General features: G+C 33.5%; 14 protein-coding genes and 1 pseudogene. 8 read left to right on the forward strand and 7 right to left on the reverse strand.

Going from position 1 to position 17146, the window contains the following annotated elements:
* Positions 1-502 precede the first annotated feature (502 nt).
* The 5 genes and pseudogenes from QO200_RS17920 to QO200_RS17940 all read left to right on the forward strand — a co-directional run bounded on the left by QO200_RS17920 (position 503) and on the right by QO200_RS17940 (position 6827).
* On the forward strand, positions 503-970 hold the full coding sequence (locus tag QO200_RS17920; protein WP_371542985.1) for a MarR family winged helix-turn-helix transcriptional regulator: 468 nt from the start codon (positions 503-505) through the stop codon (positions 968-970).
* Positions 954-3344: a 3-hydroxyacyl-CoA dehydrogenase NAD-binding domain-containing protein gene (locus QO200_RS17925; protein ID WP_371542988.1), complete on the forward strand. Its 2391-nt coding sequence runs from the start codon at positions 954-956 to the stop codon at positions 3342-3344. Before QO200_RS17920 ends, QO200_RS17925 begins: the two co-directional genes overlap by 17 nt.
* Positions 3345-3439: 95 nt before the next feature.
* The gene (locus QO200_RS17930) at positions 3440-4621 is read left to right on the forward strand and encodes an acetyl-CoA C-acyltransferase (RefSeq protein ID WP_371542991.1); all 1182 of its coding nucleotides are present in this window, start codon (positions 3440-3442) and stop codon (positions 4619-4621) included.
* A gap of 36 nt (positions 4622-4657) precedes the next feature.
* Positions 4658-5012 (forward strand): annotated as a pseudogene (locus QO200_RS17935) (four helix bundle protein).
* 24 nt (positions 5013-5036) lie between these two features.
* Positions 5037-6827 (forward strand): acyl-CoA dehydrogenase family protein, encoded by a 1791-nt coding sequence (locus QO200_RS17940; protein ID WP_371542993.1) that lies wholly within the window; start codon positions 5037-5039, stop codon positions 6825-6827.
* A 304-nt stretch (positions 6828-7131) separates the two neighbouring features.
* Here the strand turns inward: QO200_RS17940 and QO200_RS17945 are convergent, their stop codons facing one another.
* On the reverse strand, positions 7132-7989 hold the full coding sequence (locus QO200_RS17945; protein WP_371542995.1) for a universal stress protein: 858 nt from the start codon (positions 7987-7989) through the stop codon (positions 7132-7134).
* Positions 7982-9622 (reverse strand): BCCT family transporter, encoded by a 1641-nt coding sequence (locus QO200_RS17950; protein ID WP_371542996.1) that lies wholly within the window; start codon positions 9620-9622, stop codon positions 7982-7984. The genes QO200_RS17945 and QO200_RS17950 overlap by 8 nt, the downstream gene beginning before the upstream one ends.
* Before the next feature lie 780 nt (positions 9623-10402).
* On the opposite strand from QO200_RS17950, the gene QO200_RS17955 reads away from it, so the two are divergent.
* Together QO200_RS17955 and QO200_RS17960 are read left to right on the forward strand one after the other, a co-directional pair.
* On the forward strand, positions 10403-10930 hold the full coding sequence (locus QO200_RS17955; RefSeq protein ID WP_371542999.1) for a superoxide dismutase family protein: 528 nt from the start codon (positions 10403-10405) through the stop codon (positions 10928-10930).
* A gap of 109 nt (positions 10931-11039) precedes the next feature.
* Positions 11040-12239: an LETM1-related biofilm-associated protein gene (locus QO200_RS17960; protein WP_371543002.1), complete on the forward strand. Its 1200-nt coding sequence runs from the start codon at positions 11040-11042 to the stop codon at positions 12237-12239.
* A gap of 31 nt (positions 12240-12270) precedes the next feature.
* On the opposite strand, the gene can is transcribed toward QO200_RS17960, so the two are convergent.
* The 4 genes from can to QO200_RS17980 form a co-directional block, all read right to left on the reverse strand.
* Positions 12271-12906: a carbonate dehydratase gene (gene can / locus QO200_RS17965; protein ID WP_371543005.1), complete on the reverse strand. Its 636-nt coding sequence runs from the start codon at positions 12904-12906 to the stop codon at positions 12271-12273.
* Positions 12907-13006: 100 nt separating this feature from the next.
* The gene (locus QO200_RS17970) at positions 13007-14662 is read right to left on the reverse strand and encodes a SulP family inorganic anion transporter (RefSeq protein WP_371543007.1); all 1656 of its coding nucleotides are present in this window, start codon (positions 14660-14662) and stop codon (positions 13007-13009) included.
* Positions 14663-14744: 82 nt separating this feature from the next.
* The gene (locus tag QO200_RS17975) at positions 14745-15029 is read right to left on the reverse strand and encodes a hypothetical protein (RefSeq protein ID WP_371543009.1); all 285 of its coding nucleotides are present in this window, start codon (positions 15027-15029) and stop codon (positions 14745-14747) included.
* Between the two features lie 139 nt (positions 15030-15168).
* Positions 15169-15642 carry a Dps family protein gene (locus tag QO200_RS17980; protein ID WP_371543011.1) on the reverse strand — a complete coding sequence of 158 codons (474 nt, stop codon included), beginning with the start codon at positions 15640-15642 and terminating at the stop codon, positions 15169-15171.
* A 95-nt stretch (positions 15643-15737) separates the two neighbouring features.
* On the opposite strand from QO200_RS17980, the gene QO200_RS17985 reads away from it, so the two are divergent.
* Complete coding sequence (locus QO200_RS17985; RefSeq protein ID WP_371543013.1) at positions 15738-16679, forward strand: LysR substrate-binding domain-containing protein; 942 nt, start codon at positions 15738-15740, stop codon at positions 16677-16679.
* A gap of 43 nt (positions 16680-16722) precedes the next feature.
* On the opposite strand, the gene QO200_RS17990 is transcribed toward QO200_RS17985, so the two are convergent.
* Positions 16723-16917, reverse strand: coding sequence for a hypothetical protein (locus tag QO200_RS17990; RefSeq protein WP_371543016.1), 195 nt, complete (start codon positions 16915-16917; stop codon positions 16723-16725).
* Positions 16918-17146 lie beyond the last annotated feature (229 nt).

The following is a 17146-nucleotide window of genomic DNA, read 5'->3' on the forward strand; positions in this document are numbered from 1 at the left end:
ATTAGTCACTTAAAACTATGGAAAGCAAAAAATTTATTGTTTCAGTTATTGTAACAGCTAATGGCTACTTTCTCTTAAGTTGGTTATCATAGAAATACATTTTTCCCGATGACGAAAACATGTATTTACTGTGTGTATTGTTAATCAGCATGACTATCTTTTTTTGCTTGCAACATTCATGAATCAGTTTTAAATATTTAAAATTCATGTTATCGTTCTAAGAATAGAATCTAAAACCGTAATTTTTCATATTCCCAATACGCATCTGATTCATAAAAATAGTGCTTTTAATATCCTTATTTCAATAAGAAAAGGAGTTAGTGTGCAAGTATCTATAAACGGAAACGCTTACTAGAACTTCGATAATTTGGCAGTTTGTTAAAAACAACCTCCTTTTCTGACCATATTTTTTTACAATAATAAATTTTTAACATAAAAATAATTGATTTTATTATGCATGCATAGTATTTTTTTGTTATATTTGAAATCGATATAGTTACATATGAAAGATAAAACAATAGATTACATTTTAAGAGCTACATGGCAAGCCGTTTCAAGAATGTACAATGAAGAAGCTTCTAAGTATGGTGCCACTATGGCAACTGGGTTTGCATTATTGAGCATGGATAAAAATGAAGGTACTCCTTCTACATCATTAGGTCCTAAAATGGGAATGGAAGCCACTAGCCTTACCAGGACCTTAAAATCAATGGAAGATAAGGGTTTAATCATTCGAAAAAAAAATCCCGATGACGGTCGTGGTGTATTAATTTACTTGACTGAGTTAGGTAAAGAAAAAAGAGTTTTATCAAAAAACACTGTATTAAAGTTCAATGAAACCGTAAAAAATCACATTACGGATGAAAAATTACAACACTTTATTGAAGTCTCAGAAACGATCAACGAATTAATTCAAAATAAAAATATATTTAATCAAACTGAAAAAATAGACAATGAAACGCACAATTAAAAAAGTTGCAGTAATCGGATCCGGAATTATGGGTTCGGGAATTGCTTGCCATTTTGCCAATATTGGTGTCGAAGTTTTACTTCTCGATATCGTTCCTAGAGAACTTACTGAAGTAGAAGAAAAAAAAGGATTGACATTAGAGAGTAAAATTGTTCGCAACCGCCTGGTAAATGAGCATTTAAATAATGCCTTAAAATCGAAACCTTCTCCTATTTACAGCCAAAAATTCGCTAACCGAATTACAACTGGTAACACAACAGACGATATGGCAAAAATTGCCGACGTTGATTGGATTATCGAGGTTGTTGTAGAAAGATTAGATATCAAAAAATTAGTATTTGAACAAGTAGAGAAATACCGCAAACCGGGTACTTTGATTACTTCAAACACTTCGGGAATTCCTATTCACTTTATGAGTGAAGGAAGGTCTGAAGATTTCCAAAAACACTTCTGTGGGACACACTTTTTTAACCCTGCACGTTACTTAAAATTATTCGAAATTATTCCTGGTCCACAAACTTCATCTGAGGTTTTAGACTTTCTTACTATATATGGTGAAAAGTTTTTAGGAAAAACTTCGGTTGTTGCTAAAGACACTCCTGCCTTCATCGGAAACCGCGTTGGAATTTATGGTATTCAAAGTTTATTCCATTTGGTTAAAGAAATGGGTCTAACTATCGAAGAAGTAGATAAATTGACTGGTCCAGTTATCGGTCGCCCAAAATCGGCTACTTTTAGAACGGTAGATGTAGTAGGATTAGATACTTTAGCTCACGTTGCGAACGGTATTTATGAAAACTGTCCAAATGATGAACAACACGACTTATTCAAATTACCAGATTTCGTCAATAAAATGATGGAGAATAAATGGCTAGGTAGTAAAACAGGACAAGGTTTCTACAAAAAAGTAGGAAAAGAAATTCTGACTTTAGACTTAGACACATTAGAATATAGAGCCGCTAAAAAAGCATCATTTGCTACACTTGAATTAACTAAATCTATTGATAAACCAATCAATCGTTTTAAAGTTTTAGTAAAAGGAAAAGACAAAGCAGGTGAGTTTTACCGCAAAAGTTTTGCAGGTATGTTTGCTTATGTATCGAATAGAATACCTGAAATCTCAGACGAACTATACAAGATTGACGACGCTATGAAAGCGGGTTTCGGTTGGGAAAATGGTCCATTCGAAATTTGGGATGCTATTGGAGTAGAAAAAGGAATCGCAATTATGAAAGCGGAAGGTCTTGAACCGGCTGCTTGGGTAAATGAGATGCTAGCTGCAGGAAATAAAAGTTTTTACACTGTTAACGATGGTGCAACTAATTTTTACAACATTCCTACAAAAGCACAAACTAAAATTCCAGGTCAAGATGATTTTATTATCCTGAACAACATTCGCGAAAGCAAAAAAATATGGAGCAACAGTGGTGGTGTTATCACTGACTTAGGTGATGGAATCATCAACTTAGAGTTCTTATCAAAAATGAATACTATTGGTGGTGATGTTTTACAAGCCATCAATAAAGCAATTGACTTAGCCGAACAAGAATACCAAGGATTAGTTATTGGTAATCAAGCAGGAAACTTCTCTGTTGGAGCAAACATCGGAATGATCTTTATGATGGCCGTTGAACAAGAATATGATGAGTTGAATATGGCAATCAAAACTTTCCAAGATACAATGATGCGTGTACGTTACTCTTCTATTCCAGTAGTAGTAGCACCACACGGAATGACTTTTGGTGGTGGATGCGAAATGAGTTTGCATGCTGATAAAGTTGTTGCTGCTGCAGAAACATATATGGGACTTGTTGAGTTTGGTGTAGGTGTTATTCCTGGTGGTGGTGGTTCTAAAGAACTAGCATTGCGTGCATCAGATTTATTCCATAAAAATGATGTGGAGCTTAATGTATTGCAAGAATATTTCTTGACTATCGCTATGGCAAAAGTATCAACTTCAGGTTACGAAGCTTTTGACACTGGGCTTTTACAGCACGGTAAAGATATTATTGTGGTAAACAAAGACCGTCAAATTGCTGAAGCAAAGAAACATGCTTTATTAATGGCCGAAGCTGGTTATACACAACCTATCCGTAGAACGGACGTAAAAGTATTAGGAAAACAAGCTCTAGGGATGTTCTTAGTAGGTACAGACCAAATGGAAGCTGGAAAATACATTTCTGAACACGATAAGAAGATTGCTAACAAACTAGCTTATGTAATGGCTGGTGGTGATTTATCTGAGGCAACATTAGTATCAGAACAATATTTATTGGATCTGGAACGTGAAGCTTTCTTATCGCTTTGTACAGAAAGAAAAACATTGGAAAGAATCCAATTTATGTTAACCAAAGGGAAACCGCTACGTAATTAATTATTTTAAATTATAAATGTTGAATTTTAAATGTCTCGAAATATTTATGCCAACAAATGATTTAAAATTTATAATTCAAAATTCAAAATAACATTATGAAAACAGCCTATATAGTAAAAGCATACAGAACAGCCGTGGGGAAAGCTCCTAAAGGTGTGTTCAGATTTAAAAGACCTGATGAGTTAGCAGCAGAAACCATTCAGTATATGATGAGTGAATTGCCAGATTTTGACAAAACTCGTATTGATGATGTTATGGTAGGAAATGCTATGCCTGAAGCAGAACAAGGACTTAATGTGGGACGTTTAATCTCTTTGATGGGATTAAAAATTGAAGATGTCCCTGGAGTAACTGTTAACAGATACTGTGCTTCTGGATTAGAAACAATAGGTATGGCTACAGCCAAAATTCAGTCAGGAATGGCGCATTGTATTATTGCTGGTGGTGCCGAAAGCATGAGTTTTATTCCGATGGGAGGTTACAAACCAACTCCGGATTATGCTGTAGCAAAAGCAGGACACGAAGATTACTACTGGGGAATGGGCTTAACAGCCGAAGCAGTAGCAAAGCAATTTAACGTTTCAAGAGAGGATCAGGATGAGTTTGCTTACAACTCTCAAATGAAAGCCTTGAAAGCGCAAGCTGATGGTAAATTTGATAAACAAATTGTTCCTATTACAGTAGAACAAACATTTATCAATGAAAATGGTAAAAAAGAAACGAAATCTTATGTAGTAAATAAAGATGAAGGACCTAGAGCCGGTACTACAATAGAAGGCTTAGCTGGTTTAAGACCTGTTTTTGAAGCTGGTGGAAGTGTAACAGCCGGTAACTCATCACAAATGAGTGATGGTGCTGCTTTTGTACTTGTTATGAGTGAAGAAATGGTAAAAGAACTTAATCTTGAACCTATCGCAAGATTAGTAAACTTTGCTTCTGCAGGAGTTGAGCCTAGAATAATGGGAATTGGACCTGTAAAAGCAATACCAAAAGTATTGAAACAAGCGGGTTTATCTTTAAATGATATTGACTTAATTGAATTAAACGAAGCTTTTGCCTCACAATCGCTAGCAGTAATAAGAGAACTTAATTTGAACCCTGATATCGTCAACGTTAATGGTGGTGCGATTGCAATGGGACACCCACTGGGATGTACCGGAGCTAAACTGTCAGTTCAATTATTCGACGAAATGAAACGTCGTGGTAATAAATACGGAATTGTTACTATGTGTGTGGGAACAGGTCAAGGTAGTGCTGGGGTATACGAGTTGCTTTAATTTATTTTAAATGATGAATTCAAAATTTTAAACGAGATGAAAGAAAATATAATCGCTACAAAAACATTTGATTTTGCACTGAGTATAGTAAATCTTTCCATCTCTTTAAAAAAGGAAAACGAATTCATAATTTCTAAACAAATATTAAGGTCTGCAACAAGTATTGGGGCAAATGTCGAAGAAGCTATTGGCAGCCCAATCTAGAAAAGATTTTGTTCACAAAATGGCAATTGCCTCTAAAGAAGCGAGAGAAACCAAATATTGGTTGCGTTTATTGGATAAATCTAATCTAACAACAATTTCGATGACAAATTATTTAATTGAAATTGAGCATATAATAAACATAATAACAAAAATTATTAAAACTTCTCAGGAAGCGAATACAAAATAATTCAAAATTTAAAATAACAAAGTCATGAGCGACGTAACTAGAGGAGGACAATTCCTTGTAAAAGAAACAAAGTGCGAAGATATCTTCACTCCTGAGGATTTTTCGGAAGAACAATTAATGATGCGTGACTCTGTAAAAGAGTTCGTAGACAAAGAATTATGGGCACATAAAGATCGTTTTGAGAAAAAAGATTATGCCTATACAGAAGAGTGCATGAAAAAAGCTGGAGACTTAGGTCTTTTAGGAGTTGCTGTTCCTGAAGCTTATGGTGGATTAGGAATGGGATTTGTATCAACGATGTTAGTTTGTGATTACATTTCTGGTGCAACAGGATCTTTCTCAACTGCGTTTGGAGCACATACAGGGATTGGTACTATGCCAATTACTTTATACGGTACTGAAGAGCAAAAACAAAAATATGTTCCTAAATTAGCTTCTGGTGAGTGGTTTGGTGCATACTGTTTGACTGAACCGGGTGCAGGATCTGATGCCAATTCAGGAAAAACTAAAGCTGTTTTATCTGAAGATGGTAAGTCATACTCTATCACTGGTCAAAAAATGTGGATTTCGAATGCAGGTTTCTGTAGCTTATTTATTGTTTTTGCACGTATTGGTGACGATAAAAACATCACTGGATTCATTGTAGAAAATACTTCTGATAACGGTATCTCAATGGGTGAAGAAGAACATAAATTAGGAATTCGTGCTTCTTCTACACGTCAAGTTTTCTTTAACGAAACTTCGGTTCCGGTTGAAAACATGTTGTCTGAAAGAGGAAATGGTTTCAAAATTGCGATGAACGCTTTGAATGTTGGTCGTATCAAACTAGCTGCAGCTTGTTTAGACGCTCAAAGAAGAGTAATCTCTGCTTCTGTTAACTATGCAAACGAAAGAATACAATTCAATACACCTATCGCACAGTTTGGAGCTATTCGTTCTAAATTAGCTGATATGGCAACTAGCTGTTATGCTGGTGAAAGTGCCTCTTACAGAGCCGCAAAAAACATCGAAGACAGAATTATTGCACGCGAAGCTGAAGGGTCTACACATCAAGAAGCTGAGTTAAAAGGTGTTGAAGAGTATGCTATTGAGTGTTCTATCTTAAAAGTTGCCGTTTCTGAAGACGTTCAAGCTTGCTCTGATGAAGGAATTCAAATTTTTGGTGGAATGGGATTCTCAGAAGATACTCCGATGGAAAGTGCATGGAGAGATGCTCGCATCGCACGTATCTATGAAGGTACTAACGAAATCAACAGAATGTTATCTGTTGGAATGTTGATTAAAAAAGCAATGAAAGGCCATGTAGATTTATTAGGTCCTGCTACGAAAGTTGGTGAGGAATTAATGGGTATTCCTTCTTTTGAAACTCCAGATTACTCACAGTTATTTGCAGAAGAAAAAGAAATGGTAGCTAAATTGAAAAAAGCTTTCTTAATGGTTGCTGGAAGTGCTGTTCAAAAATTCGGAACTGAATTAGACTCTCACCAACAAATTTTAATGGCTGCGTCAGATATGTTAATCGAAATTTACATGGCTGAAAGTACTATTCTTAGAACTGAGAAATTAGCTAAAAAAGAAGGTGAAGATAAAGTACAAGAGCAAATTGCAATGGCAAAATTATACTTGTACCAAGCAGTAGATATCGTTACTCAAAAAGGAAAAGAAAGTGTTATTTCTTTTGTTGAAGGAGATGAACAACGTATGATGCTTATGGGATTAAGACGTTTTACTAAATATACAAATATGCCAAATATTGTAGCTTTAAGAGAAACGATTACTTCTAAATTAGTTGCAGAAAACGCGTATTGCTTTTAAGCAAAAAGATAGTTTTTAGTTGATTTTATTTGTTTAAAAAAAGCGCAGTCATTTCGATGATTGCGCTTTTATATTTTTTATAATCTCTAGTTCTTCTTTTGCAGAAATGGCTCAAGTTCAATTATCTTAAATCCCCCTCCTACACCCTGTAAATCAAATCCTGTGATAATTTTCATTATTACAATAATTAATGATTTCATAGAGTGAATCAATTTGCTTTTAAAAAAGAAAAACCGACTAAAATTAACCTCATACAATAATCAATTTCAATATTTCCGTAGAAGTATTGCCAGGGTTTAATTACCTATTTTACTATCCATAATGGCACTTCCAGGTCCTGATTAAAAAGTTCCTCCGTAACACTTCCTACAAGTAAAGAAGAGAAGGTATTTCTACCTTTGTCTCCTACAATAATAAGATCAACCTTAGCAGCTGCGGCTTTAGATCTTAATTTTTCGGCAACCCCGCTATCTCTTCCAGGAATAATTTGTGTCGTTAATTCTCCTTTGTAGCCAATCTTTTTTATGAATTTCTCATACTTTTCTTTTAGGTGATTTTCAATCTTCGTATCAAGGTGTTCCTTTGGAATGTAAGGAGAAAATTGTAACGGCACATTGTAAACGTGCACCGCTTTTACTTTAGCCTTTGTACAGCTCTGTATATTTTCAGCCACTTCAAAAACCTTATTTGATGCACTTGAAAAATCAGTTCCAGCCCAAATATTGCTAATAACCGCTTTTGCACCTTTAGGAATAGACAGAATATTACATTTAAGTAAACGCAATAATTTACCGCTAACGACTCCAGTACCTTTTATCTTATTTTTATTTCCAATTAAAGCCAACTGAACTTCATATTTGTTGACAATGTAATTGATCAAGGATTCTGAATAAGGGTCTTCAGAAATAAGCACTTCCCATTCTACTGAGGATTTGAATTTCTGTTCTACCTTTTCATTTAATTCATCCCCTATTATTTCGTCAAGATTAATATCCTTTAACTGTTCTTCAAATAATTCCGAGATCTCATATTTTTTGATATTATGTACAAAATACACTTTTTTAACCTTAAGCGTATCTGCAATAAATGATGCATATTCAATTAGTGTATTATCAATATCCGAAAGGTCTAAGGCGACCAAGATGTTTTTAATTTCAGTCATTATTGGGATTATTTAATTTTGTTTTGCTAATAATACTTTGTTTTTTGACGATGTCAGAAACTATTTCCTCATAGTTTTCGAGTTCTTTTTGGGAATCGCGCTTTTGCAGTTTTTTAAGATCTTCACTTAAACCTTTATAAAGTGAAAAACACATAATTATTAAAATAACGGCAAAAGGCAATCCAGTTACTATTGTTGCTGTTTGAAGTGCCTGTAATCCACCACCTATTAATAGAACAGCGGCAACACCACCTTCAGCAAGAGCCCAAAATATTCTTTGGCCTACTGGCGCATCAATTTTACCTCCAGAGGTTAAATTATCTACCACTAAAGATCCAGAATCTGAAGAGGTAATAAAGAATCCTGCAATTAAAATTATAGCAATAATGTTAAGATAAAATGCAAAAGGATAATCTTCTAAAAACACAAACAGTGCAGTGGCAACGTTATCATTCACGGCATTTGCAATAGTATCATCACCTAGAAGTGTCATATGTATCGCTGTGCTTCCAAAAGCTGTTATCCAGAAAAAAGTTACAAGAGAAGGCACTAATAAGACTCCTAAGATAAACTCACGTACGGTACGCCCTTTGGAAATACGAGCAATAAACATCCCTACGAAAGGAGACCAAGCAATCCACCATCCCCAGTAAAAAACGGTCCAGGCATTTTGCCAATTGGACCCCGTATAACTTTCTGTCCAAGTTGAAAGTTCCAAAATACCAGATAAATAATTTCCTGTATTTTGTACGAATGATTTAAAAATAAAGATTGTTGGTCCTAATACCACAACTATTAAAAGAAATAGCAATGCTATTCTCATATTCCATTCACTCAAGATTCGAACCCCTTTATCTACTCCTAAAACAACTGAAACAGTAGCAATTGCTGTTATTCCTGCAATTAGAAGAATTTGAGTTTGTACGCCGCTATCTATTCCCCAAAGGTGATGTAATCCTGCTGCAATTTGCTGCACTCCCATTCCTAAAGAAGTAGCAAGACCAAATAAAGTAGCAATCACAGCAAAGATGTCAATTGCATCTCCAATTTTCCCGTAGATTCTATCTCCTAAATAAGGATAAAAAATAGATCTGATGGTAAGTGGAAGTCCACGTGAATACGTAAAATACGCTAGTGATAATCCAACCAAAGCATAAACTGCCCAAGCATGAAATCCCCAGTGCAAAAACGTAAATCTCATAGCTTCCTTGGCTGCTTCAGCACTTCCGCCTTCTGCCATTGGTGGACTCAGAAAATGATAAACTGGTTCTGAAATACTCCAAAACAACAATCCAATTCCCATTCCCGCACTAAAAAGCATCGCGAACCACGAAAGAGTTTTAAACTCGGGTTTTGCGTTTTGTCCTCCAATTCTTAAGTGGCCAAATTTACTGAAGGCCATATAAACCATAAATATCAGAAAAATATTAACACTTAGGATAAAAAACCAACCTGCTTTGTTAGCGACAAAATTCTGAATTGCAGTAAAAACGTGTTCTGCCCCGTCTTTATACATCAGCGTTAATGCTATTATGATGATGATGATAATCGCCGATGTAAAAAACACAGGCCCATTAACATCCAATCCAAAAATGGATTTCCTCTCATCACTTCTTATAATCTTCTTAGCCATAAATCATTTTGTTATTTAATGTAATTTAATTTCTATGAGGACATCTAATCCCTCCATTTATTTATAAAACCTAATAATAATAATAATAATAGGCAACCAATATTAATCTAAGAGCCGAAATCAATGCCTCCGGCGATAATCAAAAAAACGTATATACACTTGCCGCAGAGACTAAATCCCCGTTCACGTACCTATAAAAAGCAGTAGACCTGAAGGCTTCTTTCTGACTAAAAGCATAATTACAGCATGTACTAATGACTAAATGCCATAGCATGTATATAGAAAAAACTTAAATGAGTAAATGATTAAAGATCTTTAATCAATGTCAACCTGTTTAATTAAAAACAGTCTTAAAAAAGCAAAATATTGGACTGCAAATTTAGTCAAAAAAGAAGCTTAACCTGCCATAAATACGTAATAGCAGTTTTTTCAGAGAATATGACATTAATAAAAACCTTATTTTATCTAATTTACATTTTATTTACCAAAAAAAGGCATTAAAAAAGGTAAAAAATTTTAAATAGAAGTAATTATCTTAACCATTATCAAAAAAAGAAGTATTATATATTCACCTACAGATACCAGATCGTCCTTAAGCAGTAACTAATTCTCTATTGTCTTTATAATTAAAAAAGTATCCTCTTCTATAGTTTCAATACTTTATAAAATGGATTCCCTTTTATTTTTTAAGGTAATTATAGTACATATTTATTCTCAAATTAATTTAATGATGCTGATTTTATATGTAATTTTATCTAAAATTTTCAAAACATAAACAACATGAAAAAAATTATACTTTCGACAGCGATTATCATTGCAGTCCTTATTGGTTGTAAGACAAACAATAACTCTAGTGACTCTAAAAAATTAGTAATTGCTTTTGAAGCCAAAAGCAATAGTAACGTTTCTGGAACAGCCACTTTTATAGAAAAAAATGGTAAAGTTACTTTCGTGGCAAAATTAGCAGGATTAGCTCCTGGACTTCATGCCATTCATATCCATGAAAAATCTGATTGTTCAGCTGCAGATGGAAGCTCAGCTGGAGGACACTGGAATCCAACTTTCAAAAAACACGGAAAATGGGGTACTTGCGAATACCATAAAGGAGACATAGGAAATTTCATAGCAGATGCTAACGGAAACGGAACGATAACTCTAACTACAGATGAGTGGAATATTGGCTCTGGGGATCCTACAAAAGATATTTTGGGCAAAGGACTGATTGTACATGAAGGAACTGATGATTTTGTTTCACAACCATCCGGTAATGCGGGGGCAAGAGTCGCTTGTTCAGCAATAATTAAATAAATTGTAATAATATACTTTCAGCTGTTTTAAAATAGCTGAAAGTATATTATATTTTTATTTAACTCAAAAACCTTAAAATAACATAGCTTTGTACTATTAAAAATAAACAATGATTAACCCTTCAGCATCCGGTTGGATAGATAAGTATTTTTCAAAACAAAAAAAACAGGAACAAATAGTTTACGATAGTCCTGCTTTGTTTTACGCCAATATTAGAAAAACAGGGTTCATATACGGTCACATTGTTTCTTTTGAAACGACAGCCCCTATAATAACGACAGGCTGGGTTCAAAATGAAATTCCTAAGGTCGCTCTGTTAAATACACTTTATGCAATTTACAGTTTAACAACACACGATAGCAATCCTGATAATTTCCTGTCTAAAGCCTTAGACTTTTATAATGAAATGACTCCGAAAGGGTATAATCTGTTAAAAAAAATATTACCTGACAGCCCAACTTCTCTAAATTTAGAAAAAATAATTGACGATCGAGTTCAAACTAACTTTGACATCATTAGTAAAAACTTTTCTCATATTGTCACGAATGCTTTACTGTTTATAGATGTGCTGGCTTTTCGCCAATATTTAATTCATGGAGCAATTCCAGAGAAGTATTTAAAAAAGATAGAAGAAGCGGTTGTTAGCATTGTTTCTCTTTCTTTGAAAACCAAGTCGAATAAATCCAAGTACGACGATTTGTTGATTAAGTTATTTGAAGCTTCTGTTCGCTATAGTAAATTCTCAAAAGTAAGTGTACAAAATCTCGAAGAACTTAATCTGAAATATTTTGAGTCAGAATTAGAAAAGTATTATCTAATTGATATGGCCGGAATGGCATTGTGGAGCGATGGTAAAATTGAAAATGAAGAGGCTTACTTTTTACACAAATTAGCAGAACTAATTACAGTACCTGACGCGTTTGTAACAGAAAGTATTAAAAGTACTGATGAATTTATCTTAAAACATAAAAATGAAATTCCATATTTCAATTATTCTAATCCTGTAAAACACTTCTACGATCAAACGACTCAAATTGTAATCACATTAATTACAAGAAATAAAAACCGATTGATCAAAGAAATTGTTCAAAGCAGAGATTTAATGATACTTTTAGGAATATCAACGAGGAGAGATTTAGATGAAAGAGAAAAGAAAAAAGTAAAAAAACAACTATTAGAAATTTGTAAAACGATTCCTTCACTCACTATATTTCTTCTTCCTGGTGGTAGCTTGCTACTACCGATCCTGATTAAATTTATCCCAAAACTATTACCATCTGCCTTCAATGAAAATTTAGACGTAGATTAAAAAAAAAATCGCGATATGGCGATTTTTTTTTTTAGAACTGCAATTGAAAAACTTGATCCAACTCACTATTAGAACTAATATTGACATTCAGATCCGTTACAAAACCAGAATTTAAACCATATACCCAACCGTGAATACTTAGGTCCTGACCACTTTTCCATGCAGCTTGCACGATTGAAGTTTTAGATAGGTCAAAAACTTGTTCTTTTATATTAATTTCAACAAAAGCATTAAAACGTTCTGTTTCATCTTCTATAGAATCTAAATATTTATTATGCAATCGGTATACATCTTTAATATGACGAATCCAATTATCTATAATCCCAATCGACTGATTCCCCATTGCTGCTTTTATACCACCGCAACCATAATGTCCGCAAACAATCACGTGCTTAACTTTTAATACATTAACCGCATAATCAAGTACACTTAACATGTTCATGTCAGAGTGCACTACCATGTTAGCAATGTTTCTGTGTACAAAAACTTCACCAGGCTTAGCTCCAATTATTTCATTTGCCGGCACACGGCTGTCTGAACAACCAATCCACAATAATGGAGGGGTTTGCCCTTTAGCTAAATCTTCAAAATATTTTGGGTCTACGGCTAATGCCTTCTCCACCCACTCTTTATTATTCTCTAATATTTTTTTATAAAAATCACTCATTTTCTTATGTTTTATATGATCAAGTCTATATATTCCTAAAAAGCATTGTAAAGAAAATTCTTTTTTGCGTCTGAATTACATAGAAATGTTGTTTTTTTAATTAATCGTCAAAATTTTCTTTTACAACTTCTTTTTTAACCATTTCTCTTTTGGCGACATCATAATAATGTTCAAAAGAAACATGATTTGCAATCTCAGGTGAATTATCTAAATAATATGCTTTTTTAAACCCTTTAAGTTTTACTTTGATATTTTCATTAACTGCTCGGGTTTCTTTAAATTCCCTTATTAGATCCAAGATATCATGGGCAATATAAACCGTATCATGCGCATTTATTACCACTTTAGAATTCTCGGGAACGTCATTAAGGGTGCTTTTTATCGCTGCTTTATTCAAAAAAGAAACTTCTTGGGCTAAATCGATATGAATGATATCACCATCGACATATTCTTCCTTTTTAAAACTGTAGGCTCTTTTAAGGTTTCCTTTAAGAACAAAAATGATACTAATTATGATTCCCAATGCGACACCTTTTAACAAATCCAGGAACACAACGGCCAATAAAGTGGCGATAAAAGGGACAAACTGGTATTTTCCCTTTTCCCAAAAATGTTTAAACGTTGCCGGTTTAGCCAATTTATATCCTACAACAAGTAAAATCGCAGCCAGGGTGGCCAATGGAATTTTATTCAGAATAAACGGAACTACCAAAACACTGATCAATAATAAAAAACCGTGAATCATTGACGACATCTTAGATTTAGCACCTGAACTAGCATTTGCTGAGGACCGCACAATCACAGAGGTCAATGGTAAGCCTCCCAGTAATGAACTTATAACATTTCCAATTCCCTGCGCTTTCAACTCAATATTAGTGTTTGTATAACGCTTTTGAACATCCATCCTATCTGCAGCTTCTATACTTAAAAGTGTTTCAATAGAGGCAACAATAGCGATGGTCATACCTACAACCCATACCTGAGGATTCAGGATACCGGCAAAATTAGGGGTGATAATTATTGATTGAAACTCTTCAAAAGATGTTGGCACTGGTAAAGAAACCAAATGTTCTTTTGCAATAGCCATCGAACTTCCAGAAGCGATAAAAACTTCATTCAAAACAACACCCAATACAACAGCTACAAGGGCTCCAGGAACTAATTTTAATTTTTTAAGAAAAGGAAGCTTATCCCACGAAATCAATATTGCCAATGATATACTTGTAATTACTATTGATCCCAGTTGGATATGATCAAAAATTCCTAATAATGAAGAAAAAGTATTTGTCCCATCAGCCTGCAAAAAGGAGAGATCACCTTCAAAATTACTATCATAACCAAATGCATGAGGCAATTGTTTCATAACGATGATAATTCCAATACCCGCAAGCATTCCTTCAATAACATTTGTTGGGAAATAATTTGAAATACTACCCGCTTTAACAAACCCTAATATCACTTGCAATAAACCGGCAATAAAAACGGCAGTTAAAAAGATGTCAAAAGCACCCAAATCACTAATTGCGGTTAAAACGATCGCCGTTAAACCCGCCGCAGGACCAGCAACACTTATATGTGAAGTACTCAAATACCCCACTACAATTCCGCCAATAACACCCGAAATAATTCCTGAAAATAAAGGTGCACCAGAAGCCATTGCAATTCCTAAACACAATGGTAGCGCCACCAAAAAAACCACTAAACCAGAAGCAAAATCTGATTTAAGGTTAGCAAAAAGATTGATTTTCTTTGTCATAATACAATAATAATTTATACGTAAAGAGTTGCTACATTTATAAATGTAAGCAATTATTTAATTTAAAAAAAATATAGGTGTATTATGCCACGTCAGGTGGAGGAGAAAATATAGTGGCCGAAATCTTATCGTGTTTAGAGAGATTTTCAGAAAGAATAAGACTTGATTTATTGTGTTTTCCCAATAAGAATCCAAGTTCTAAATCACTGTAGTAAGCAAAAACTTTAATTTCTTTTTGAGCATGTTCTTCTTCAGAAACACTGAAAAATATAGAGGTGTCGCATGACTTCTCTATCATCGTCACTATTGCAGGCGTTGATAAAAAAGCTATAAATAAGAATAAAAAAAGGCGAGCTATAAATTTCATTACTACAAAAGTAAGATTAAACTTTTCAATTTGGAACTAAGAAAAAAAAATTTGTAAAATTTTAACATTCTAAAAAAACCAAAATAATGTTGAACTACTATTTTGGTTTTTATTTTTTAAATACTGAAATACGACTCTATTACTCCTCTAACCAAGCCTGCATCATCCATATTGTTTTCTCTTGTTCAGCAATAAAATCACTCATCATGGCACTAGAACCTTCGTCATTAACAGCTGCCGATTTATTTAAAATTATTCTTTCTATAATCAACAGATGAGACAATGAACTCACAATCAAATGAATTGCTTTTTCATCATTCGAAATATTTTTACCAACTACAATTGTATTGTGTTTAATATAATCCTCAAAAGTATGAAGTGGAGTACCTCCCAACGTTAAAATACGTTCTGCTATCATATCAATCTTTAGTTGTGAATCATTGTACAGTTCTTCAAATTTTACATGTAAATCAAAAAAACGTTTTCCTCGAATGTTCCAATGAATTCCTCTTAAGTTCTGATAATAAACTTGGTAATTTGAAAGTAACGAATTTAGTTCACTTACTATTACTTCTGTTTCTTTTACGGGTAGACCTAAAATATTTGTTTTCATGTTTTTATTTTTAACAAAGTAACCAAGAAAAGTACGAAATACGTTATAAATTAAATTGATTGTTTTTATATTTGCATTGTAAAATCCTATCAAAAATGACAATTACTCAATTGAAATATGTTTTAGCTGTTGCTGAACATAAAAATTTCACCTTAGCAGCCGAAAAATGTTTTGTTACTCAACCTACATTAAGTATGCAAATTCAAAAAATTGAAGAGGAATTAAGCATCTTAATATTTGACCGATCTAAAAAACCGATTCAACTAACTGATATTGGGCAAAAGATTGTCAATCAAGCCAAAAATATTGTCAACGAAGCGGACCGAATCCAAGACATTGTCGAACAACAAAAAGGATTTGTGGGAGGCGAATTTAGATTAGGAATCATTCCTACAATTATGCCTACTCTACTTCCTATGTTTTTAAATAATTTTATAAAAAAATATCCAAAAGTTAAACTTATAATAGAAGAGTTAAATACAGAAGAGATTATCACCAAGCTTAACAATGGACATCTGGATGCTGCAATTGCAGCTACTCCTCTATTGGAAGAAAAGATTAAGGAAATAGTTTTATATTTTGAACCTTTCGTGGCCTACATTCCTGAAAGTCATCAGCAATTTAACAAAGCAGAAATTACAGTATCTGATTTAAATCTCGATGAAATCCTTTTACTTCAAGACGGTCACTGTTTCAGAGATGGTATATTGAATCTATGCAAAAATAATCCGAAAAATGAATTTAGCCATTTTCAAATAGAAAGTGGAAGTTTTGAAACTTTAATAAAACTAGCCGATGAAGGATTAGGTACTACTCTACTACCTTATCTGCATACTTTAGATTTGAAAGAAGCAGACAAATTAAAACTACGTCATTTTGTAGAACCTAAACCGGCTCGAGAAGTAAGCTTAATTTTTCCTAAAAGCGAATTAAAAATGCATATAATAGATGCGTTACGAACCACTATTGCCGGAGTAATAAAAGGAGCTATTGTTTTTCAAAATGTGCAGATCGTGAGTCCGCTCAAAAACAAATAAAAAAGAAGGAACATTGTCCAATGTTCCTTCTTTTTTTTACTCTTTATTCAATAATAGAAACACACTCTTTTAATTCAGGTTTTTCATACGTAAAGAATAAAAGCCATTTCCTTAAGTGGTCAATTTCGTAGGGTAATAAATTTCTAATTGCCTTTTTAAGCTCTTTTATAAATAGCTCGGGGTCAAAGCTCACTCGTGCAAGTACCTCTTTTGTGTAATCATAAATCATTCTAGACATAACAATAAGATTTTAAAATTATCCTAATAAAACGTTTTGTAAATATATTGGTTAATAGTAATAATGTTGAGTAAAAAATAGATAAAATACAATAAAAATCGTTTAAAAGTTCTTTACAAAGCATTATCAATCAAAAATCTTACATAAATAACGGATCAAGTCTAAATGTTGTGGGGAAATATATAAATAACGACTTTTGCATTTATAAAATATATCTCAATGCAAGATT

It is taken from the genome of Flavobacterium sp. Arc3 (assembly GCF_041431375.1).
In the GTDB taxonomy this organism is placed as follows: domain Bacteria; phylum Bacteroidota; class Bacteroidia; order Flavobacteriales; family Flavobacteriaceae; genus Flavobacterium.